Origin of the sequence: Gemmobacter nectariphilus DSM 15620, from assembly GCF_000429765.1 — a bacterium.
In the GTDB taxonomy this organism is placed as follows: Bacteria; Pseudomonadota; Alphaproteobacteria; order Rhodobacterales; family Rhodobacteraceae; genus Wagnerdoeblera; species Wagnerdoeblera nectariphila.
Genome location: NZ_AUCM01000004.1, coordinates 139,619 through 160,838, shown reverse-complemented (window position 1 = coordinate 160,838; position 21,220 = coordinate 139,619). Strand labels below are relative to the sequence as shown.

Genomic DNA, 21,220 nt, shown 5'->3' with positions numbered 1-21,220 from the left:
GCAATTTCATGTCCAGCCCCAGCCACGAGAGCCCCATGGTCGACATAGCCTTCGGACCCGGCCGCGATCCGCGCCCTGCCAGCGGCACATCCGCCGCCTATCTGGCGATGGTGCGCCGCCGCCGCATGTATGGCGGGATCCTGCTGGTGCTGTTCGTGGTGCTGATGGCCTCGGGCTTCGATCTGGCACAGGGCCGCAATGCGGGCGGCTTTCTTCAGGGGCTGCCGCGCGTTCTGGAATTTCCCGCCGAAGTGCTGGCCGAAGCCTGGGAGAAACGCGCCAACCTGCCCGGTCTGGTGCTGGCCCATGTGCCCGCGCTGGTCGAGACGCTGAACATCGCGGCCGTGTCCACCCTGCTGGGCGGCATGATCGCCATGGCGCTGGCGCTGCTGGCGACGCGGGGGCTGGCGCGCTGGCCCCGGCTGACCACGCTGTTTCGCCGCATGATGGATGCGTTCCGGGCGATCCCGGAAATCGTCATCGCGCTGATGCTGATCTATATCCTGGGCGGCGGGCCGGTGCCGGCCGTCGCCGCCATCGCGCTGCATACCGCCGGGGCGCTGGGAAAGCTGTTTTCCGAAGTGGCCGAGAATGCCGATCTCAAGCCCGTCGAGGGGCTGTCCTCGACCGGGGCGACCTGGGGACAGCAGATGTGGCTGGGCGTGATCCCGCAAGTGGCGCCGAACTGGCTGTCCTATGCGCTGATGCGCTTTGAAATCAACGTGCGGGCCAGCGCGATCCTGGGCTTCGTCGGCTCGGGCGGGATCGGCTATGACCTCAAGATCGCCATGCAATGGGGCATGGGCCGCTATGACGAGGTGGTGGCGATCTTTCTGCTGCTGTTCCTGGCCATTGTCGCCATCGACCGGCTGTCCGACCACGCGCGCCACCGTCTGGTGAAAGGCTGATCCCATGACCACCGCAACGCTTGCCCCCGATCTGGCCGCCACCGTCACCATCCGTTTCGCCCGCCGCCGGATGCTTTCGTTTGCGGTGCCTGCGCTGATCCTGGCCTATCTGCTGTATGCTGCGGTCGCCTTCGATCTGCCTGGCCTGGCCGCCCGCGCGCGGCTGGACAATGCGGCGATCCTTCTGTCGGACTTCTGGCAGCACAAGACGCATGTCACGCGCGACAACCGATCGGGCGAGGTTTCGGTCTCGATCGAGGGCGATTCCAAGGCTGTCTATCCTGCGGACCGCCTGCCCGGCTGGGTGACGATGGCCGGGGGGCTCACCACGGTCGATCTGGGGGGCGGGCATGTCGTCACCTATGACGATCAGGGTGCGCGCTATGTCGTGCCCGGCTATGGCACCGTCGACATTCGCCCCGATGGCAACGCGCTGGCATTGACCGCGCCGCAGCCCTTGCCGGACTGGATCAATGCCTCGAACACCCGGGTGACGGTGACGACCGATGCGGGCCGCTTTACCTATACCCGTGCGCGGGTCGAGACCTTTCGCTATCAGCCCGGCTGGGAGATGTTCCTGTTCACGCTCGACAGCCCGTTCCACTACATGAGCTGGGGCGAACTTGCCGCAAGCGCGCTGTGGGGGGACCGGGTGCGGGCCGATCAGCCGAACATCCTGGCCATGGCGCAGGATGTCTGGACCAACCGGGTCTGGCGCCATGGCGATGTGGCCTGGGCGATGTTCGAGACCGTGCTGATGGCCTTCCTTGGCACCTTTGGCGCGGCCATCGTCGCGCTGCCACTGGGCTTTCTTGCGGCGCGCAACATGATGCCGCTGGGCGCGGTGCGCTTTGGCCTGCGGCGGGTGTTTGATTTCATCCGCGGGGTCGACGGGCTGATCTGGACGATCATCCTGGCCCGCGCCTTTGGCCCTGGCCCGATGACCGGATCGCTGGCGATCCTGCTGACCGATACCGGCAGTTTCGGCAAGCTGTTCTCGGAGGCGCTGGAGAACATCGACGAGAAACAGGTCGAGGGCATCCGCTCGACGGGCGCGAACACGCTGCAACAGGCGCGCTTTGGCGTGATCCCGCAGGTGATGCCGGTGCTGCTGAGCCAGGTGCTGTATTTCCTTGAATCCAACACCCGCGGCGCCACGGTGATCGGCGCGATTGTCGGCGGCGGCATCGGGCTGCTTCTGACCCAGGCGATCCAGACCCAGAAGGACTGGGAGGATGTGGCCTATTACATGGTGCTGATCGTGCTGACGATCATGGCGATGGACAGCCTGTCGGGCTGGCTGCGCCGCAAGCTGATCAAGGGGGAATGATGCCCAAACTGTCTGCCACCGAACCCTTGCTGCATCCGGGCGTCAAGGTTGCAAACTCTACCTTCGGCGCTTGGTGCGAGGTGGGCGAGGGCAGCCGCGTGCTGAACTCGGACTTCGGGGACTATGCCTATTGCGACCGGCTGGCGGATATTGCCAACACGACGGTCGGAAAGTTTTCCAACATCGCGGCGATGACCCGGATCGGGCCGACCGATCACCCGTATCGCAACGCCGCGCAGCACCATTTCCTGTATCGCTCCAGCTATTACTGGGACGATGCCGAAGATGATGCCGCGTTCTTCGCGGCCCGTGCGGCGCGGCGCACGGTGCTGGGACCCGATTGCTGGATCGGGCATGGTGCGATCATCAAGCCCGACGTGACCATTGGCGCGGGGGCGATCGTCGCCTCGGGCGCGGTGGTGACGCGCGATGTGCCGCCCTTTGTCATCGTGGCCGGCTGCCCGGCCGTGCCGATCCGGGGACGGTTCGCCCCCGAGGTGGCCGAGGCGCTGATGGCCCTGGCCTGGTGGGACTGGAGCCACGAGCGTCTGCGCGAGGCGCTGCCCGATTTCCGCCGGTTGGGCGCCGAGGCTTTCGTCGCGAAATACGCCTGAGGCGGGGGGCACGAGGGGGCGCTGCCCCATGGCATCCTTGCGCCTGTGGCGGGTGTGGCGTCGCCCCCGGGGTTTTTTGAAAAAGGCAAAGGGGCAGCCGTCAGGCTGTCCCTTCTGGCGTGACGGTCAGGGTGACGCGGTCGCCTGCAAACCAGGTGGTGCCGTATTCGACCGGGCGCCCCCCCGCATCGACGTTCACCGCGACCGAGCGCAAGAGCGGCGCGCCTTCGGGCAGTTCCAGCGCCAGCGCCAGCACGGGCGGTGCGAGTTTTGCCGTCAGCCGGGTCTGGGCGCGGGTATAATCGGCCAGCCCGCAGGCGGCGAGGGCGGCGGTGATCGACTGCAGGTCCTGCATATGGACCAGGAAATCGGGGAACCGCGCGGCATCGAACACGGACCGGAAGGCCGCGACGGGCTGGCCATCAACCAGGGACAGACCCTCGACGACGTGAACGGGGGCGCCGGGGGCGAGGTGCAGGGCCTCGGCCTCTTTGGCATCGGCGGCGCGGGTGTCCAGCAGGGTCAGGCGGCGCGAGGGGGTGCGGCCCGAGTCGGTGACGTTCTGATGGAACCGCACCCGGCGGCCCAGCGGGTAGTCGGTCGGGCGGGCGGTCACGAAAACCCCTGCCCCGCGCCTTGTGCGGATCGTGCCTGCCTCGACCAGCGCGGACAGGGCATGGCGCACGGTATGGCGGTTGACGCCAAAGCGGGCGGCCAGCGCGGTCTCGGTCGGCAGGCGCTCGCCAGGGCGGTAATGGCCTTGGGCGATTTCGGCCGAGAGCGTGTCGGCGATCGAGGTCCAGATCGGGGCGCGGGCCATGCTGTCACCAAAGTTTCACGATGCGGGGGCTTGTGGGGCGGCCCGGTGCGGCGTATTGATTTGTCTAGTTGTATAGTATGCTAGACAAATCCGCAAGCTGTCGAGGCCGGAATGTCCCACCAAACCGAACCAAACCTGCGCCGTGACTGGATGTCGGTGCTTGCCAAGGCGCCGCCGGCGCGGCTGGCGGCGCTGATGCCGGATCTGCCGGCGCATGACGATCTGCGCGCGCCCGAGATCGGCGCCGTCATGGTGCAAGGCCGCACGGGCGGCACTGGCGCGCCGTTCAACCTGGGCGAGATGACGGTGACGCGCTGTTCCGTCCGTCTGGCCGATGGCACCGTGGGCCATGCCTGCGTGCAGGGCCGCGACAAGGGCCATGCCCGGCGTGCCGCGCTGGCCGATGCCATGATGCAGACGGCCGGGGGTGCGGCGCTGGAGGCCGCCGTTCTGGCCGCGCTGCGCGCCGAAGAGGCCACCCGCCGCGCGGCCCGCGCCGCCAAGGCGGCAGGCACCCGTGTCGAATTCTTCACCATGGTGCGGGGGGAAGACCAATGAGCGCCGTTCTGACCGGGGGCTTTGCCGACCCCGCAATCCAGTCCGCCGAGGCCTTTCGCGCCCTGCTGGAGGCAATGGCGCGGCCGGGCCGGATTTTCACCGTGGCGGGGGCCGAGCCGCCTGCGCCGCTGTCGGTGGCGGCCGGGGTCGCGCTGCTGGTGCTGACCGACAGCACGACGCCGCTGCATCTGGCGGGCGATGCGGATTGCGCGGCGGTGCGGGGCTGGATCGCCTTTCACACCGGCGCGCCGCTGGTGGCCGCCGAGGCCGCGCAATTCGCGGTCGGGCGCTGGGATGACCTGTGCCCCGTCGATCGCTTTCGCATTGGCGAGCCGTCCTATCCCGATCGTTCGGCCACGCTGATCGTCGAGATGGACCGGCTGGAGGCCGATGGCCCGCGCCTGACCGGCCCCGGCATCGAGACCGAGGCGCGGCTGAGCCTGCCCGAGACTGCGGTCTTTCAGGCCAACCGGCGGCTGTTTCCGCTGGGCTTTGACACGATCCTGACCTGTGGCGAGCGGCTGGCCGCCCTGCCCCGCAGCACCCGCGTGGAGGACCGCTGATGTATGTTGCCGTCAAAGGGGGTGAGCGCGCGATTGATGCCGCCCATGACTGGCTGGCCGAGGAGCGGCGGGGCGATCTGTCGGTGCCCGAGCTGTCCATCGCCCAGATCCGCGAACAGATGGCGCTGGCGGTGAACCGGGTGATGGCCGAGGGATCGCTTTATGATCCCGATCTGGCCGCGCTGGCGATCAAGCAGGCGCGGGGCGATCTGATCGAGGCCGTGTTCCTGATCCGCGCCTATCGCACCACGCTGCCGCGCGTCGGCGCCTCGCGCCCGGTCGAGACGGCGGCGATGGCCGTGGATCGGCGGGTGTCGGCAACCTTCAAGGATCTGCCCGGCGGGCAGGTCCTGGGGCCGACCTTCGATTATACCCACCGGCTGCTGGATTTCTCGCTGATGGCCGAGGGCGAGGCACCATCGTCCAGCATCCACGAGGAACGCACAGGGGGCGCGCCGGAGCCGGTGCCCCATGTCACGGGCCTTCTGGACCGCGACGGGCTGATCGAACAGGCCCTGCCCGACGATACCCCGCCGCGCGATCTGACGCGCGAGCCGCTGGAGCTGCCGGCGAGCCGCGCGCTGCGGCTGCAGGCGCTGGCGCGGGCGGACGAGGGGTTCACCCTGTCGCTGGCCTATTCCACGCAGCGCGGATATGGCCGCACCCATGCCTTTGTGGGCGAGTTGCGCATTGGCCGCGTGGCGGTCGAGATCGATCTGCCCGAGCTGGGCTTTGCCGTGGAAATCGGCGAGATCGAGCTGACCGAATGCGAGACGGTCAACCAGTTCAAGGGCTCGAAAACCGAGCCGCCGCAGTTCACCCGCGGCTATGGGCTGGTCATGGGCCAGTCGGAACGCAAGGCGATTTCCATGAGCCTGGTCGACCGTGCCCTGCGCTGGCAGGAACTGGGCGAGGATTTCATCGGGGCGCCGGCGCAGGACGAGGAATTCGTGCTGTCGCATTGCGACAACATCCAGGCGACGGGGTTCCTCGAGCATATCAAGCTGCCGCATTACGTCGATTTCCAGGCCGAGCTGGAGCTGGTCCGCCGCCTGCGGCGCGAGGCGATGGCCGCGCAGGAGGCGGCGCAATGAACGTGGTCTTCGACATTGGCAATGTGCTGATCCGCTGGGATGCCCACCAGGCCTTTCTGCCCGCACTTGGCACGCGGGACGCCGTGGACGCCTTCATGGCGCGGATCGACTTTGCCACGCTGAACCTGCGTGCGGACGCTGGCGAGACCTTTGCCGACCTGGCACAGGAAATCGCCGATCCGTCGGACCGGGCGCGTTTTGCCGGCTACCTGGCGGACTATGCCCTGAGCATTCCCGAGGCGATCGAAGAAAGCTGGGCGCTGCTGGACCGGCTTGCGGCGCGCGGACATGGCGTCCACGCAATCACCAACTGGTCGGCACAGACCTGGCCCATCGGGCTGGCCAGCCACCCGCGCCTTGGCCATGCGTTTGGCGTGACGGTGGTTTCCGGGATCGAGCGGGTGCTGAAACCCGATCCGTGCATCTTTGCGCTGCTTTGCGAGCGCGCGGGCGTGGCGGCACAGGACTGCCTGTTCATCGACGACAGCGAACGGAACGTGCTGGGCGCACGCGCCTTTGGCATGGATGCCATCCATTTCACGGCGCCACCGGCGCTGGAGGCCGCATTGACCCAACGGGGGCTGCTGTGAAGGACTATAACTTCGCCTATCTGGACGAACAGACCAAACGGATGATCCGGCGCGCGCTGCTCAAGGCGCTGGCGGTGCCGGGCTATCAGGTGCCCTTTGCCAGCCGCGAGATGCCGATGCCTTATGGCTGGGGCACCGGCGGGGTGCAGGTGACGGCGGCTTGCCTGACGCCGGGCGACCGGCTGAAGGTGATCGACCAGGGGGCCGATGACACCACGAATGCAGTGTCGATCCGCCGGTTCTTTCAGCGCACAGCAAACGTCGAGGTGACAGAGCGCACGGCCGAGGCGACGGTGATCCAGACCCGCCACCGCATTCCCGAAGTGCCGCTGACCGAAGGGCAGATCCTTGTCTATCAGGTGCCGATCCCGGAACCCTTGCGGTTTCTGGAGCCGCGCGAGACCGAGACGCGCAAGATGCACGAGCTGGAGGAATACGGCCTGATGCATGTGAAGCTGTATGAAGACATCGCCCGCCATGGCGAGATCGCGACCAGCTATGCCTATCCGGTGAAGGTCGAGGGGCGCTATGTGATGGACCCCTCGCCGATCCCGAAGTTCGACAACCCCCGGCTGGGCGGCAACCCCGCGATCCAGCTGTTCGGCGCAGGCCGCGAGGCGCGGATCTATGCGCTGCCGCCCTATAGCGAGGTGGTGAGCCTGGATTTCGAGGATCATCCCTTTGTCGCGTCCAAGGCCGATCATTGCTGCGATCTGTGCGGATCGGGCCGCAGCTATCTGGACGAGGTGATCACCGACGATCAGGGCAGCCGGATGTTCGTCTGTTCCGACACCGATTATTGCGCCTCTCGCCAGGCCGAGGGGCACCGGGGGCGGCTTTCGCCCGAGAGGGTCGCGTGATGGGGGCCGGGGAATTGGGTATTTTTGGCAAGATGATGCCGCAGCCGCTGCTTTCGGTTCATGGGCTGACGAAGCGTTACGGGGCGCGGATCGGCTGTGCGGATGTGTCTTTCGATCTGTGGCCGGGCGAGGTTCTGGGGATCGTGGGGGAAAGCGGGTCGGGCAAATCGACGCTGCTGTCCTGTCTGGCCGGGCATCAGCGGCCCGATCTGGGGCGGATCGCATACGACGGCGCCGATGTGCTGACCTTGTCCGAGGCCGAGCGGCGGCGGCTGTTGCGCAGCGACTGGGCCTATGTCCACCAGAACCCGCGCGACGGGCTGCGGATGGGGGTCAGCGCAGGCGGCAATGTGGGCGAGCGGCTGATGGCGGTGGGCGCGCGCAACTATGGTGCGATCCGCGACACCGCCACCGACTGGCTGGGCCGGGTGGAAATCGCCGCCGAGCGGATCGACGACCGCCCCAGCGCGTTTTCCGGCGGGATGCAGCAGCGCTTGCAGATCGCGCGCAATCTGGTGACGGGGCCGCGCCTTGTGTTCATGGACGAGCCGACCGGGGGCCTTGATGTCAGTGTGCAGGCACGGCTGCTGGATCTGCTGCGCGGGCTGGTGCGCGATCTGGGCCTGTCGGTGGTGATCGTCACGCATGATCTGGCGGTGGTGCGGCTGCTTGCAGACCGGCTGATGGTGATGAAATCGGGCCGTGTGGTGGAAACCGGCCTGACCGATCAGGTGCTGGACGATCCGCAGCACGCCTATACCCAGCTTCTGGTTTCCTCTGTCCTTCAGGTGTAGGCGATGATCGAGATTTCCAATCTTTCCAAAAGCTTCACCCTGCACAATCAGGGCAGCGCAGTCATTCCGGTGATGGCCGGGGCCGCGCTGTCGGTGGCGCGGGGCGAATGTGTCGGGCTGGTCGGCCAGTCGGGGGCGGGCAAGTCGACGCTGATGCGGATGGTCTATGGCAACTATCTGGCGGCGGGCGGGTCGATCCTGGTGGACGGTCTTGATGTGGTGACCGCCCAGCCGCGCGAGATCGTCGCGCTGCGCCGGGCAACCCTGGGCTATGTCAGCCAGTTCCTGCGCGTGGTGCCGCGTGTGCCGACCATCGAGGTGGTGGCCGAGCCGCTGCTGGTGCTGGGCGTTCCGCCCGACGAGGCACGGGCACGGGCGGCCAGTCTGCTGGCGCGGCTGAACATCCCCGAGCGGCTGTGGTCCCTCTCGCCCACCACGTTTTCGGGCGGGGAACAGCAGCGGGTGAACATCGCGCGCGGCTTTGCCCATGGCTATCCGGCGCTGTTGCTGGACGAGCCGACGGCCAGTCTGGACGCGGCCAACCGCGAGGTGGTCCTGTCGCTGATCGAAGAGGCCAAGGCGCGCGGCGCCGCGATCCTGGGGATCTTTCACGATGAGGCCGCGCGCGAGCGGGTCTGCGACCGGCTGGTCGATGTGACCGCCTTTACCCCGGCGAGGGCGGCATGAGGCTGGTCGCGGTCGTCGGGCCATCCGGGGCGGGCAAGGATACGCTGATGGCGGCGGCCTGTGCCGCCGATCCGCGCATCCGGGCCGCGCGGCGCGTGATCACCCGGCCGGCCGAGGCGGGGGGCGAAGACTTTGAAGGCGTCAGCGAGGCGGTCTTTGTCGCCCGGGCCGAGGCGGGCGATTTCGCGCTGCACTGGCGGGCGCATGGGCTGGGCTATGGCATTCCGGCGGCGGAACTGGCGGGCAACGGCATCGTGCTGTTCAACGCCTCGCGCGCGGTGCTGGCCACGGCGGCAGCGCAGTTTCCCGGCTTGCGCGTCGTGCTGGTGACGGCGCCGCCCGAGGTGCTGGCGGCCCGGCTGGCCGGGAGGGCGCGTGAAAGCGGTGCCGATCAGGCCGCGCGGCTGGCGCGGGCGGGTTTTGCGCTGCCCGACGGGCTGGATGTGGCCGTGGTGCACAACGATGCCAGCCCCGAGATGGGGCTGGCCCGCTTCATGGCCGCGCTTCAGCCGGAAAGGGTGTAGCGGTGCAGCAGGTAAAAGCGCCCGTCCATCGCCTCGCCAAAGAGGCACAGGTCGGCAACCCGGAAGGGGCGCGGCAGCACGGGGGCGAAATGCGCCTCCAGCGTGGTCGCGGCCTGTGCGGCCTGCGCCCCGGCAAGGCGGTCGGTCAGCGTCAGGTGAAAGCGGAATTCCTCCATCACATAGGGATAGCCCCAGCGATAGAGCAGCTCGCGCTGGCGCAGGCTCAGCCGCTCGGGACGGCGGCGGGCAATCTCGTCCGCGGTCAGGGGGGCGCGCAGCGCGTCCAGCCCTTCGACGACCGCGGCTGCCAGGGCGCGCAGCGCGGCGGCATCGCCATCCGGAACCAGCGCAAGGAAACCGTCAAGGTTCTTCAGCCGCAGCCCCGGCAGCTCGACCGGCGCCAGCCGGGCACACAGATCGGCCATGGCATCGTGCAGCGCGGCCAGATCGACGCCATCGGCCAGCCGGAAGGGCGGCTTGATGGTGCCGTGAAAGCCGTATTTGCGCGGATCGCGGGTGATCGCGGCCGCATCCAGCCCCAGATCGGGCGGCACCACGGCCTGACCGCGGACCGCATCCCAGCCCAGCCAGTGGCTTGCGCGGTCCCAGAATTCCCCGGCCGGCGGGGCATAATACACGGCATACCGTTTCATCTGTTCCATGGCGTGGCCTTAGCGGTCGACTGTCACACGGTTGTGACAGGCCGCTGCCATTCAGCCGATCCGCGCCAACGACTGCAAGACAGGACGACCTGACATGACCGATACCATCCTTGCCAATGCCCAGATCGTGCTGCCGGACGAGGTGATCCGCGGCTCGGTCCGCCTGTCCGGCGGGCGCATCGCGGCAATCGACCATGGCACGGCGGTGCCTGCGGATGCCATCGACTGCGGCGGCGATCTGGTGATGCCGGGGCTGATCGAGCTGCATACCGACAATCTGGAACGCCACATGCAGCCGCGCCCCAAGGTGAACTGGCCGCATATGTCGGCGATTGTCGCCCATGATGCCGAACTGGCCAGCGTCGGCATCACCACGGTGTTCGATGCGCTGCGCGTGGGCTCGATCTTTTCCAACACCAACGCGGGGTATGGCGAATACGCCCGCGCCGTGGCCAGTGAAATCCTGGACCTGCGGGCGCGCGGCGTGTTGCGGATCAGCCATTTTCTGCACCTGCGGGCCGAGATCTGTTCCGAAACGCTGGTCGAGGAAATGGCCAAGTTCGGCCCCGAGGACCGGGTGGGCATCGTCAGCCTGATGGACCATACCCCCGGCCAGCGCCAGTTCCGCGACCTGAGCAAGCTGCGTGAATATGTCATGGGCAAGCGCGGCCTGTCGGACGAGGCCTTTCTTGACCACGTCGCCAGTCAGCAGGCCCTGCGCGCCCGTGTGGGCGATCTGCACGAGGCAACGGCCGTGGCCGAGGCGCGCCGCTATGGCGCGGTGCTGGCCAGCCATGACGATACCACGGCCGACCAGGTCACGACCTCGAAGGTGCATGGCGTGCATTTCGCCGAATTCCCCACCACGGTCGACGCCGCAGCGGCCTGCCGCGCAGAGGGCATTCGCGTGATGATGGGGGCGCCGAACCTGATCCGGGGCGGCTCGCATTCGGGCAATGTGGCTGCGGCGGACCTGGCGGGCCTTGATCTGCTGGACATCCTGTCGTCGGACTATGTGCCCTCGTCGCTGTTGTCGGCGGCGCTGATGCTGGGCGATCTGTGGGGCAACATGGCGCGCGGCATCGCCACCGTGACCGCCGCCCCGGCCGAGGCGACAGGGCTGGCCGACCGGGGCCATCTGGTGCCCGGTGCGCGCGCCGATGTGGTGCGCGTTGCGCGGATCGGCACCGCAGGCGCGGTGCGCGGGCTGTGGGTTCAGGGCAACCGCGTCGGCTGAGGCGCTTGCCCTGCCGCGCAAGCCGTGGAAGCCTTGGGGCATCCCCTGACCCGGAGGCCCCATGACCTTGCACCACCTGCTGCCCGCCACCATCGCCCGGCCGCTGGCCGCCTATAGCCACGGCGTGGAAATCGCCGCCGGCGCCCGGCTGGTCCTGTGTTCGGGCCAGCTGGCGATTTCCCCCGAGGGGCTGGTTCCCGAAGATGCCGGCGCGCAGGCCGAGATCTGTTTCGCCAATGGCGCCGCCATTCTGGCCGAGGCCGGCATGACGCTGGCCGATGTGGTGCGCATCAACGCCTATGTCACCGACCGCGCCCATATGGCGCCCTATATGGCGGTGCGCGACCGGCTGTTCGGGCAACCTGCCCCGGCCTCGACCCTGATGATCGTCAGCGGCTTTACCCGGCCCGAATTCAAGGTGGAAATCGAGCTGCTGGCCGCCCGGTCCTGACAGCCGGGGATTCGCCCCGATCCACCCCAGACCCGCCCGCTGCGCAGGCAGAGCGCCGCATTGTTGTGCAACGATGCGGCGCTGCGGCATTTTTGCCAAGGCCGCGCTTTCGCGGTCTGGCCAATGGCGGCAAGGGCAGCCACCCTGATCACAATGCGAACACCTGCTCGATAATCGGACACATCCCATGCCATACCGTTACTGGTCCGACCTGCACACCACCGACTTTGCCGCGCTGGACAAGGACCGCACCGTTGCCTTGCTGCCGGTCGGGGCCACCGAACAGCACGGGCCGCATCTGCCGGTATCCACCGATACGACGCTGGCCGAGAACATGGCCCGCTGCGCTGCCACGGCGGCAACCGCCCCCGTGCTGGTGCTGCCCACCATCGCGGTGGCGAAATCCGATGAACACATCGGCTTTCCCGGCACGCTGACGCTGGATGGCCCCACGCTGCTGGCGGTGCTGGAACAGATCGGCGCCTCGGTCGCGCGGGCGGGCATCCGGCGGCTGGTCTGCCTGAACGCCCATGGCGGCAATGTGCCGGTGCTGCAGATGCTGGCCCGCAGCCTGCGGCTGAAGCATGACATGCTGGTGGCCACCGCCGGCTGGGTCTCGATGGGCTTTCCCGAAGGCGCGGTCTCGGCCCAGGAACAGGCCGAGGGGATCCACGGCGGCTTGGTCGAAACGGCGGCCATGCTGCATTTCCGCCCCGATCTGGTGGATATGACCCAGGCGAAATACTTCCGCCCGGCCTCGGCCGACATCGCGCAGAACAATCAGGTGCTGCGGATGCTGGGGCTGGTCAGCATGGGCTGGCGGTCCGAGGATCTGCACCCCGAAGGCGCCGCGGGCGATGCGCGCGGTGCCACGGCCGAGCTGGGCGCACGGATCGCGGATCATGCGGCGCAACGCTTTGGCCTGCTGCTGGATGAGGTATCGGCCTGCCCGCTGCCCGCGCGTCTGGCATGACCGACGCCCCCGAGGTGAGGACGCGCGCCGATCTGGTGCTGCGCAATGTCGTGCTGCCTTCGGCCCTGTGCCAGGGGCTGCCGGGCACCGATCTGGGCGACGGGCTGATGCGCATGGATCTGGCGATCACCGATGGCCGGATCGCCCAGCCTGGCCCGGCGCAGCAGGTGCGCGACATGGGCGGGCGGATCACCCTGCCCGGCCTGATCGACGCCCATGTCCATCTGGACAAGACCCTGACCGTCCAGCGCACCGGCTTTGCCCGTTCGGGTCTGGCCGAGGCGGTGGGCCTTGCCATGGCCGATGCGCCCAACCGCACGGCGGCGGATCTGACCGCCCGCATGGACCGCGCCATCGGCATGGCCTGGCGGCAAGGCACCGTCGCCCTGCGCACACATCTCGACAGCATGACCGCGCCCGATGACAGCCCCGCCTGGCAGGCGTTGGCCCAGATGCAGGCCCGCTGGCAGGGCCGCATGGTGCTGGAGCCGGTCGCGCTGATGCGCATCGACCGCGCACTCGAGCCCGGCTTTGCCACCCGCTGTGCCCAGATCGCGGCGCGGGGCGGGCTGGCGGGGGGCTATATCCCGGCCGAAGGCTGCGATCCGGCCGCAGTCGATGCCTTTCTGATCCATGCGGGCCACGCCGGGCTGGCGGTGGATTTCCACGTCGATGAATGCCTTGATCCCAACGCACAAGGCATCGCCACCGTGCTGGACGCCATCGCCCGCACCGGCTTTGACCGCCCGGTCACGCTGGGTCATTGCTGCGCCCTGTCCGCCATGGACCGCCCCCGCGCGCTGGCACTGGCCGAGCGGATGGCGCGGGCCGGGGTGCGGGTGATCGCCCTGCCGCTGACCAACGCCTTTCTGATGGACCGCGCCCCCGGCACCAGCCCGCGCCTGCGCGGCATGACCATGGTGCAGGAACTGGCCGCGCTTGGGGTGCCGGTCGGCTTTGCATCCGACAATGTGCGCGATGCCTTCTACCCCTATGGCGCCTATGACCTGTGGGAGGTGTTCCGCCAGGCCGTGCTGACCCTGCAGCTGGAAGCCGCGCCGCAGGACTGGCTGCCCGCCATCGCCGCCCGCGCAGGCCAGGTCATGGGGCTGGAGGCAGGCATCATCGCCCCCGGCGCCCCGGCCGATCTGATCGTCTTTGACGCCCGCGACTGGACCGACCTGATGTCGCGCGCCCATGAAAACCGGCTGGTCCTGCGTGCAGGCCACCCCCTGGACGGAGCCCCCGCATGGACCTGACCCAGCTGAAGGCCGACCTTGACGGGATCGAGATGGATGACCGCCCCTCGGTCCTCAAGGCGAAGAGCCGCGATTTCTACTGGTATTCCCCGATCCTGAAACGCCAGCTGGACGGGTTCACTGCCGATCTGGTCGTCTCGCCCCGGGACGAGGCCGAGGTGATCCGCGTGCTGGCCGCCTGCTATCGCCACAAGGTGCCGGTGACGGTGCGGGGCGGCGGCACCGGGAATTACGGCCAGGCCATGCCGCTGAACGGCGGCGTGGTGCTGCACATGCAGCACCTGACCGGCATCTCCGATCTGGGGGACGATCATGTCACCGTCCGTTCTGGCACCATCATCGAGCACATCGAGCGGCACCTGAGAGACAACGGGCGCGAGATCCGGCTGTTCCCTTCGACCACCGCCACGGCAACCATCGGCGGCTTCATCGCGGGCGGATCCTCCGGTGTCGGCGCGATCCGCTGGGGCGGGCTGCGCAACCCCGCCAACATCCGCCGCGTCCGGCTGGTGACGATGGAGGAAACCCCGCGCGTGCTGGACCTGACCGGGCACGACATCCACAAGGCCGCCCATGCCTATGGCGTCAACGGCGTGATGACCGAAATCGAGCTGCCGGTGGACCCGGCGGGCGATTGGGTGGATGTCATGGTCACGACCCCCGATTTCATCTCGGCCAACCTGCTGGCGATCGAGCTTGGGGAATCGCTGCTGCTGCGGATGCTGTCGACCTTTGCCCCGCCGGTGCCCGAGTTGTTCTTTCAGCGCTATCGCCCCCATGCCGGCACCGGCAAAGGCGTGATCGCGCTGATGGTCGCGCGCCACGATCTGCCGACGCTGGAGGCCCGCGTCGCCGCCTGGCCGGGGGCGGACATCTCCTATCGCGCCGACCGGGCCGATCCGGCAGACCGCCTGCCCGCGCTGTTCGAGATGGCCTGGAACCACACCACCTTGCGCGCGATCCGGATCGACCCGTCGCTGACCTATCTGCAGATGATGTTCCCGCGCGAGAGCATGGCCGACACCATCGCCGCGCTGGACGCCCGCTTTGGCGACGAGCTGATGCTGCATTGCGAATACACCCGGTTCAACGGCGTTGTCAGCCCGGTTGCCATGCCCATCGTGCGCTTTACCACCGAGGAACGGCTGGAGGACCTGGTCCGCATTCTGGAAACCGACTTTCCGATCACCGTCTTCAACCCGCACCGCGTCACGCTGGAAGAAGGCGGGATGAAGCGCACCGACATTTCCCAGCTGGAATTCAAGCGCCAGACCGACCCGCTGGGCCTGATGAACCCCGGCAAGATGATCGCCTGGACCCACCCCGACTGGACACCCGACAGCGGCAAGAATTTCCTGTTCACCGAATGAGTATGACCCGATGAAGGTGCATGTCATCTACGCCCATCCGCAGCCCGACAGCCTGAATGCCGAGCTGCACCGCACCGTGGTTCAGGCGCTGACCGAGGCCGGGCACGAGGTCGACGACCTTGACCTTTATGCCGAAGGCTTTGACCCTGTGCTGACCCGCGAGGATCGCGACAGCTATCACGACGTGCCGGCGAATCGCGCCAAGGTCGATGACTACGTCCGCCGGCTGGAAAGCTGCGATGCGGTGGTGCTGTGCCATCCGGTGTGGAATTTCGGCTGGCCGGCGATCCTGAAAGGGTATTTCGACAAGGTGTTCCTGCCCGATGTGTCCTTCAAGATGCGCGATGGGCAGCTCTCGCCCGGCCTTCAGAACATCCGCAAGCTGGCGACCGTGACGACCTATGGATCGAAACGCTGGCGGGCGTGGTTTCTGGGCGATGCGCCGCGCCGCAATGCCACGCGCTTTTTGCGGGTCTGCTGCCACCCCATGGTAAAGGTCAGCTATCATGCCCTATATGACATGAACAACGTCACCCGCGCCCAGACCGAGGCCTATGTCGCCCGCGTCCGCGCCGCGATGTTGAAATTCTGAAAGGCCGCGCATGTCCACTGCCTCCAGCCCCGCCGCTGCGTTGAGTTTCGACAAGGTGTCGATGCAGTATCCCGATGGCACCCTTGCGCTGGACGGGGTGGATCTGCGCATTGCGGCAGGGGAATTCGTCTCGGTCGTGGGCCCGTCGGGCTGTGGCAAGTCCACGCTGCTCAAACTTGCCTCGGGGCTGGAAACCCACACCGGGGGCGAGATCTGGGTGGATCGGTCAAACCTTGGCTATACGTTTCAGGATGCCACGCTTCTGCCCTGGCGCACGGTGCTGCCCAATGTGGAACTGCTGATGGAACTGCGCGGGGTGCCGGCCGCAGAACGCCGCCGCATCGCGATGGACCAGATCGAGCTGGTCGGGCTCAAGGGGTTTGAAAACCACTATCCCAAACGGCTTTCGGGCGGGATGCGGATGCGCGCCGCGCTGGCGCGCTCGCTGGCGCTGAACCCCGGCGTGTTCATGTTCGACGAACCCTTTGGCGCGCTGGACGAAATCACCCGCGAGCGGCTGATCGACGAGCTGATCGCCCTTTACCTGCGCAAGGGGTTCACCGGCCTTTTCATCACCCATTCGATCCCCGAGGCGGTCTATCTGTCATCCCGCGTCGTCGTGATGAGCCGCCGCCCCGGCCGGATCATCGCCGAATTCGACATCCCCTTTGCCTGGCCCCGCACGCCCGAGCTGCGCTATGATCCCGAATTCACCCGCCTTGCGGGCGAGGTTTCGGTCGCCCTGCGCCGCGCGATCGAGGAATGACCATGTCCCGCGCCCCCCGGATCAACCCCGAACGCTTTGCCCCGGTGCCGGTGGAACAGCCGCCGGGGCCGCTGCGCGCCTTTGTGGCGCTGATGCTGCCGCCTGTGCTGATGGGCCTGATGCTGCTGGGGCTTTATGCCTGGACGCGCTGGAACCTGCCGCCGCACCGGCAGTTCCTGATGCCCTCGGCCGGCGATCTGTGGGCACAGGCCCTGTCGCGCCCCGAGGTGCTGGCCGAATTGTGGAACCGCAGCCTTGTCACCATCACCATCGCGGTCACCGGCCTTTGCGTGTCGATCCCGCTGGGCATGGCGATCGGGATCGTGATGTTCCGCTTTCACGTCATGGAACGGGCGGTGTTCCCCTATCTGGTGGCGCTGCAATCCATTCCGATCCTGGCGATCATCCCCCTGATCCAGAGCGCGCTTGGCTTTGGCTTCATGCCCAAGGTGCTGATCGTGGCGCTGTTCACCTTTTTCGCCTTTCCCACCACGCTGCTTCTGGGGCTCAAAAGCCTCGACCGGGGCATCTTGAACCTGTTCCGGCTGCAAGGCGCCAGTTGGTGGGCGATGCTGTGGAAGGCGGGCCTGCCTTCGGCCGCGCCGGCGCTGTTTGCGGGGTTCCGCATCTCGACCGGCATGGCGATCATCGGCGCGGTCACGTCGGAGCTGTTCTTCCTTGCGGGCAAGGGCGGGCTGGGGCAAATGCTGATCAACGCCAAGACCGACTTCAAGTACGAGCAGATGTATGCCGCACTGATCGCATCTTCGGCGTTGTCGATAACGGTGTACCTGGTCTTCACCTGGGCGGGAAACCGCCTGTTCGCAAGCTGGCATGAAAGTGCCGCCCGCCGGGGCTGAGCTGCCCCGAACCTGCCGCCTCCTCCTCCAAGAACCACAGGGAACCGCCATGATCAAAGGTCTGATCCGCGCCGTCGCTGCCACGACGACCGCGCTTGCCGCGCTGCCTGCCCTTGCCCAGGGCACCGCCGCCGAACGCTATACCACCCCGCTGGCCGACGTGTGCCCCAGCCCGTTCTACATTCAAAAGGACTGGCTGGCGCAGGCCGAACATGGCGGGCTATATCAGCTGATCGGACCTGGCGGAAAGATGGAAGCCGGCCGCTATTCCGGCCCGCTGGGATCGACCGGGATCGACCTTGTGATCCTGGAAGGTGGCGGCAACATTGGCCTGGGCGATGGCGAAACCGCCTATTCGGCGCTGTTCAACGGCAATTCCAAGGCCGGCGTCACCCCGCATCTGGGCTTTCAGGAACTCGACAACGCCTTCATCTTTTCCAAGCGCTTCCCGGTCACGGGCGTGTTCACCGCGCTGGACAAGGCGCCTTCGGGCCTGTTCTGGGATGTGGGCACCTATCCCGAAGGGTTCCATTCCATCGACGATCTGAAAGCCTTTGCCGCCAGCGGCAAGGGGATGATCTATGTGTCCACCATCACCCGGACCTTCGGGCTTTATCTGGTCAACTCGGGCGTGCCCAAGGATGTCTTCGTCGAGGGCTATCGCGGCGATGGCGAGAATTTCGTCACCAACAACGGCACCTGGCTGAACCAGGGTTTTGTCACCTCCGAGGTCTACAAGTTCAGCCACGGCAACAACTGGGGCAAGCCGATCGACGCCGTCACGGTGAACGAGCTGGGCTATCCGACCTATACCGGGATGCTGGCGGTGGCCAATCACCGGCTGGACGAGCTGGCGCCCTGCCTGACCAAGCTGGTGCCGATCCTGCAACAGGCCGAGATCGATTACATCACCGACCCGGCTGCGGTGAACAAGCTGATCTACGACTTCAACGCTGGCGGTTTCGCCACCAGCTGGTGGAAAACCTCGCTGGAGCTGAACGAATTCTCGGCCAAGGCGCAGAAGGAACGCGGCATCGTCGGCAATGGCCCGAATGCCACGCTGGGCGATTTCGACATGGATCAGGTCAAGGCGATGTATGACATCGTCAAACCCTGGCTGGACGAGCGCTCCAACCCCGATGTCAAGCCCGAAGATGTGGTGACCAACCGCTTCATCGACCCTGCAATCGGGCTGAAGTGACATGACGGCCGTGCTGCTGGATGGCGATGCGCTGGCCGCGACCCTGCGCCGCACCATGGCGGGGCAAGTCGCGCGCCTGCCCCGCCCACCGCGCATGGCCACCGTGCTGGTCGGGGACAACCCGGCCAGCCAATCCTATATCGCGCGCAAACATGCCGATTGCGTGGAACTGGGCATTCAGGCTGACCTGATCGCCCTGCCCGCCGATACCCCTGCGCCCGCCCTGCTGGCCGAGGTGGCGCGGCTGAACGCCGATCCGGCGGTTGACGGGTTCTTTGTCCAGTTCCCGCTGCCGGACGGGCATGACGAGCGGGCCATCGCCGCCGCCATCGCACCGGGCAAGGACATCGACGGTCTGTCGCCGGAAAACCTGGGCCGGATGGTCGCGGGGCTGCCGGGCCATGTGCCCTGCACCCCTGCGGCCGTGCTGGCGCTGCTGCAAGGCTATGGTGTCGCGCTGGCCGGGCGGCATGTGGTGATCGTCGGGCGCGGGCTGCTGGTCGGGCGGCCGCTGGCGCTGATGCTGGCGGCGCGGGGCGTCGATGCCACGGTGACGCTGGCGCATTCCGCAACGCCCGATCTGGCGGCGCTGACCTGTCAGGCCGATGTGGTGATCGCGGCCGCCGGGCAGCCCGATCTGATCCGCGCCGACATGATCCGCCCTGGCGCTGCCGCCGTTGGCGTTGGGATCAGCTATGCCGGTGGCCAGATGGTGTCGGACCTTGCCGGGGATGTGGCGCAGGTCGCAGGCCATGTCACCCCGCCGCATGGGTCGGTCGGCGCGCTGACCCGCGCCATGCTGCTGCGCAACCTGATCGACGCGGCGGCGCGCCATGGCTGAACCGATCCCCGATGACGACAAGGAAGTCTCGCTGACCTTTGCCAAGGGCCTTGACGTGATCGAGGCCTTTGCCGGGGCCGACCGGCGCCTGTCAGTGTCGGAACTGGCGGCCAAGACCGGGCTGAACCGCGCCGTCACCCGTCGCCTTGTCCGCACGCTGGAGAAAAAGGGCTATGCCCGCGCCGACCGGGGGCAATACGAGCTGACCCCCCATGTGCTGCGCCTGATCCGCGGCTTCATCGAGGGGCGCAGCCTGCCGCAGATCGTTCACCCGATCCTGCGCCGACTGGCCGAGGAAATCGGCGAGTCGACATCCTTTGCCATGCTGGACGAGACCGAGGCGGTCTATGTCGCCCATGCCTTCCTGCCCTCGCGCTTCACGCTGAACATGGTGACGGTGGGCTCGCGGGTGCCCTTGCTCCCGACGGCGGCGGGGCGGGTGATCCTGGCCTATCTGCCCGAGGTCGAGCGCGCCACGCTGCTCGCCCGCCTGCCCCCCGCCGCCCATACGCCCCGGACCGAAACCGATGCCGCGCGGCTGGCGGGGATTCTGGCTGACTGCCGGCGGCTGGGCTATTGCCTGTCGGATGGCGAATATGTCGATGGCGTTGCCTCGCTGGCCGTGCCGGTGTTCGACGGGATGCAGCGCGTGACGGGGGCGATCTCGATCATCTTTCCGGCCCATGGCCATGAGGCGGCCGAGATCGCCGGCCGCATCGCGCCGCGCATGCAGGCGGGCGCGGCGGAACTGGGCGGGGCGCTGCAATGACCGAGGTGTTCACCGGCTTTGCGCTTGCCGCGCAGGTGCAGGCCAGAACGCGCAGCCAGGTGAAGGCGCTGGGGCGCGCGCCGGTCTGCGCCAGCCTGCTGGACCCCGGCAATGCCCCCGCCGCCGCCTATCTGGCCCGGCAACAGGCGATGGCGGCCGAGGCCGGGGTCGAGATCCGGGCGATCGGCTGGGGCGCCGATCCTGCGGCGCAGCTGGCCGCGCTGGCGGCGGATCCGGGCATTGACGCGGTGATGACGCTCTATCCCCTGCCCGCGGGCCTGACGCCCGAGCGCGCCGCGGCGATCATCGGCCCGGCCAAGGATGCCGACGGGCTGCACCCCTTGAACGCGGGCGCCGTGCTGCTGGGCGATCCTGCGGCCCGCGCGCCTGCGACAGCACAGGCCAGCCTGCTGTGCGCCCGCGAGATCCTGGGCGATCTGCGCGGGGCCGAGATTGCGCTGGTCGGGGCCTCGCGGCTGATCGGGCGACCGCTGGCGATGCTGCTGGCCGATGCGGGGGCGACGGTCACGCTGTGCCATGTCGCGACCCGCGATATGGCAGCGCATACGCGCGCGGCCGATCTGATCGTGACGGCGGCCGGCGTTGCCGGGCTGATCGGCCGCGATCATGTCGCACCAGGCGGGCGGGTGCTGGATCTGGCGATCATCCGCACGGCGCGCGGGCTGGTCGGGGATGCGGACATGGCAGCACTGCTGGGCCATGCGGCGCTGGTCTCGGCGGTGCCGGACGGGGTGGGGCCGGTGACGACGGCCTGCCTGATCGGCAATATCGTGGCGGCAGCGCCGGGGCGGTGATCCTGCGGAAAGAAAGGGGGCCTTCTGCCCCCTCTTGGCCTGACGGCCAATTCACCCCCGAGGATATTTGGATCAAGGCGAA

The 21,220-nt window shown here is 67.7% G+C and carries 25 protein-coding genes; 23 read left to right on the top strand and 2 right to left on the bottom strand.

Annotated elements, in window-relative coordinates; all coding sequences use genetic code 11:
• The first annotated feature begins 35 nt into the window (after positions 1–35).
• From phnE (G481_RS0103840) to G481_RS0103830, 3 genes are read left to right on the top strand one after another with little or no spacing between them, the layout of a single operon-like run.
• On the top strand, positions 36–908 hold the full coding sequence (gene phnE / locus G481_RS0103840; RefSeq protein WP_028028839.1) for a phosphonate ABC transporter, permease protein PhnE: 873 nt from the start codon (positions 36–38) through the stop codon (positions 906–908).
• 4 nt (positions 909–912) lie between these two features.
• Complete coding sequence (phnE, locus tag G481_RS0103835; RefSeq protein ID WP_028028838.1) at positions 913–2,238, top strand: phosphonate ABC transporter, permease protein PhnE; 1,326 nt, start codon at positions 913–915, stop codon at positions 2,236–2,238.
• Positions 2,238–2,852, top strand: coding sequence for an LbetaH domain-containing protein (locus G481_RS0103830; protein ID WP_028028837.1), 615 nt, complete (start codon positions 2,238–2,240; stop codon positions 2,850–2,852). The genes phnE (G481_RS0103835) and G481_RS0103830 overlap by 1 nt, the downstream gene beginning before the upstream one ends.
• Before the next feature lie 100 nt (positions 2,853–2,952).
• Here G481_RS0103830 and phnF read toward each other — a convergent pair whose 3' ends face one another.
• Positions 2,953–3,672 (bottom strand): phosphonate metabolism transcriptional regulator PhnF, encoded by a 720-nt coding sequence (gene phnF, locus G481_RS0103825; RefSeq protein ID WP_028028836.1) that lies wholly within the window; start codon positions 3,670–3,672, stop codon positions 2,953–2,955.
• Between the two features lie 111 nt (positions 3,673–3,783).
• Here phnF and phnG point away from each other — a divergent pair, with 111 nt between their 5' ends.
• The 8 genes from phnG to phnN are packed head-to-tail and all read left to right on the top strand — an operon-like array spanning position 3,784 to position 9,342.
• Complete coding sequence (gene phnG, locus G481_RS0103820; RefSeq protein ID WP_028028835.1) at positions 3,784–4,230, top strand: phosphonate C-P lyase system protein PhnG; 447 nt, start codon at positions 3,784–3,786, stop codon at positions 4,228–4,230.
• Positions 4,227–4,793, top strand: a complete 567-nt coding sequence (phnH, locus tag G481_RS0103815) for a phosphonate C-P lyase system protein PhnH (protein ID WP_028028834.1) — start codon at positions 4,227–4,229, stop codon at positions 4,791–4,793. Before phnG ends, phnH begins: the two co-directional genes overlap by 4 nt.
• Positions 4,793–5,887: a carbon-phosphorus lyase complex subunit gene (locus G481_RS0103810; RefSeq protein ID WP_028028833.1), complete on the top strand. Its 1,095-nt coding sequence runs from the start codon at positions 4,793–4,795 to the stop codon at positions 5,885–5,887. The genes phnH and G481_RS0103810 overlap by 1 nt, the downstream gene beginning before the upstream one ends.
• Entirely contained in the window at positions 5,884–6,477 is a 594-nt protein-coding gene (locus tag G481_RS0103805; RefSeq protein WP_028028832.1) for an HAD family hydrolase, read from the top strand. The genes G481_RS0103810 and G481_RS0103805 overlap by 4 nt, the downstream gene beginning before the upstream one ends.
• On the top strand, positions 6,474–7,337 hold the full coding sequence (locus G481_RS0103800; protein ID WP_028028831.1) for an alpha-D-ribose 1-methylphosphonate 5-phosphate C-P-lyase PhnJ: 864 nt from the start codon (positions 6,474–6,476) through the stop codon (positions 7,335–7,337). Before G481_RS0103805 ends, G481_RS0103800 begins: the two co-directional genes overlap by 4 nt.
• A 35-nt stretch (positions 7,338–7,372) precedes the next feature.
• The gene (phnK, locus tag G481_RS0103795; protein WP_035025126.1) at positions 7,373–8,131 is read left to right on the top strand and encodes a phosphonate C-P lyase system protein PhnK; all 759 of its coding nucleotides are present in this window, start codon (positions 7,373–7,375) and stop codon (positions 8,129–8,131) included.
• 3 nt (positions 8,132–8,134) lie between these two features.
• Positions 8,135–8,818, top strand: coding sequence for a phosphonate C-P lyase system protein PhnL (gene phnL / locus G481_RS0103790; RefSeq protein WP_028028829.1), 684 nt, complete (start codon positions 8,135–8,137; stop codon positions 8,816–8,818).
• Positions 8,815–9,342, top strand: coding sequence for a phosphonate metabolism protein/1,5-bisphosphokinase (PRPP-forming) PhnN (gene phnN / locus G481_RS0103785; protein WP_028028828.1), 528 nt, complete (start codon positions 8,815–8,817; stop codon positions 9,340–9,342). Before phnL ends, phnN begins: the two co-directional genes overlap by 4 nt.
• Here the strand turns inward: phnN and G481_RS0103780 are convergent.
• Positions 9,324–10,004, bottom strand: coding sequence for a DUF1045 domain-containing protein (locus G481_RS0103780; protein WP_028028827.1), 681 nt, complete (start codon positions 10,002–10,004; stop codon positions 9,324–9,326). The two genes, phnN and G481_RS0103780, sit on opposite strands and share 19 nt — an antisense overlap.
• 94 nt (positions 10,005–10,098) lie before the next feature.
• Between G481_RS0103780 and G481_RS0103775 the strand changes: the two genes are divergently transcribed.
• The 12 genes from G481_RS0103775 to G481_RS0103720 all read left to right on the top strand — a co-directional run bounded on the left by G481_RS0103775 (position 10,099) and on the right by G481_RS0103720 (position 21,138).
• Complete coding sequence (locus G481_RS0103775; RefSeq protein WP_028028826.1) at positions 10,099–11,241, top strand: alpha-D-ribose 1-methylphosphonate 5-triphosphate diphosphatase; 1,143 nt, start codon at positions 10,099–10,101, stop codon at positions 11,239–11,241.
• A 61-nt stretch (positions 11,242–11,302) separates the two neighbouring features.
• Entirely contained in the window at positions 11,303–11,692 is a 390-nt protein-coding gene (locus G481_RS0103770) for a RidA family protein (RefSeq protein ID WP_028028825.1), read from the top strand.
• 187 nt (positions 11,693–11,879) lie between these two features.
• Complete coding sequence (locus tag G481_RS0103765) at positions 11,880–12,665, top strand: creatininase family protein (protein ID WP_028028824.1); 786 nt, start codon at positions 11,880–11,882, stop codon at positions 12,663–12,665.
• A complete protein-coding gene (locus G481_RS0103760; protein ID WP_028028823.1) occupies positions 12,662–13,924 on the top strand; it encodes an amidohydrolase family protein in 1,263 nt (420 codons plus the stop codon). The genes G481_RS0103765 and G481_RS0103760 overlap by 4 nt, the downstream gene beginning before the upstream one ends.
• A complete protein-coding gene (locus G481_RS0103755; protein ID WP_028028822.1) occupies positions 13,915–15,294 on the top strand; it encodes an FAD-binding oxidoreductase in 1,380 nt (459 codons plus the stop codon). The genes G481_RS0103760 and G481_RS0103755 overlap by 10 nt, the downstream gene beginning before the upstream one ends.
• Before the next feature lie 10 nt (positions 15,295–15,304).
• Positions 15,305–15,886, top strand: a complete 582-nt coding sequence (locus G481_RS0103750; RefSeq protein WP_028028821.1) for an NAD(P)H-dependent oxidoreductase — start codon at positions 15,305–15,307, stop codon at positions 15,884–15,886.
• Positions 15,887–15,896: 10 nt separating this feature from the next.
• On the top strand, positions 15,897–16,652 hold the full coding sequence (locus tag G481_RS0103745; protein ID WP_028028820.1) for an ABC transporter ATP-binding protein: 756 nt from the start codon (positions 15,897–15,899) through the stop codon (positions 16,650–16,652).
• A 2-nt stretch (positions 16,653–16,654) separates the two neighbouring features.
• Positions 16,655–17,512: an ABC transporter permease gene (locus G481_RS0103740; protein ID WP_245594919.1), complete on the top strand. Its 858-nt coding sequence runs from the start codon at positions 16,655–16,657 to the stop codon at positions 17,510–17,512.
• A 49-nt stretch (positions 17,513–17,561) separates the two neighbouring features.
• Entirely contained in the window at positions 17,562–18,713 is a 1,152-nt protein-coding gene (locus G481_RS0103735) for a hypothetical protein (protein WP_028028818.1), read from the top strand.
• Between the two features lies 1 nt (position 18,714).
• Positions 18,715–19,554 carry a bifunctional 5,10-methylenetetrahydrofolate dehydrogenase/5,10-methenyltetrahydrofolate cyclohydrolase gene (locus G481_RS0103730; RefSeq protein ID WP_028028817.1) on the top strand — a complete coding sequence of 280 codons (840 nt, stop codon included), beginning with the start codon at positions 18,715–18,717 and terminating at the stop codon, positions 19,552–19,554.
• On the top strand, positions 19,547–20,323 hold the full coding sequence (locus tag G481_RS0103725) for an IclR family transcriptional regulator (RefSeq protein ID WP_035025046.1): 777 nt from the start codon (positions 19,547–19,549) through the stop codon (positions 20,321–20,323). The genes G481_RS0103730 and G481_RS0103725 overlap by 8 nt, the downstream gene beginning before the upstream one ends.
• Positions 20,320–21,138: a bifunctional 5,10-methylenetetrahydrofolate dehydrogenase/5,10-methenyltetrahydrofolate cyclohydrolase gene (locus G481_RS0103720; RefSeq protein WP_028028815.1), complete on the top strand. Its 819-nt coding sequence runs from the start codon at positions 20,320–20,322 to the stop codon at positions 21,136–21,138. The genes G481_RS0103725 and G481_RS0103720 overlap by 4 nt, the downstream gene beginning before the upstream one ends.
• Positions 21,139–21,220 lie beyond the last annotated feature (82 nt).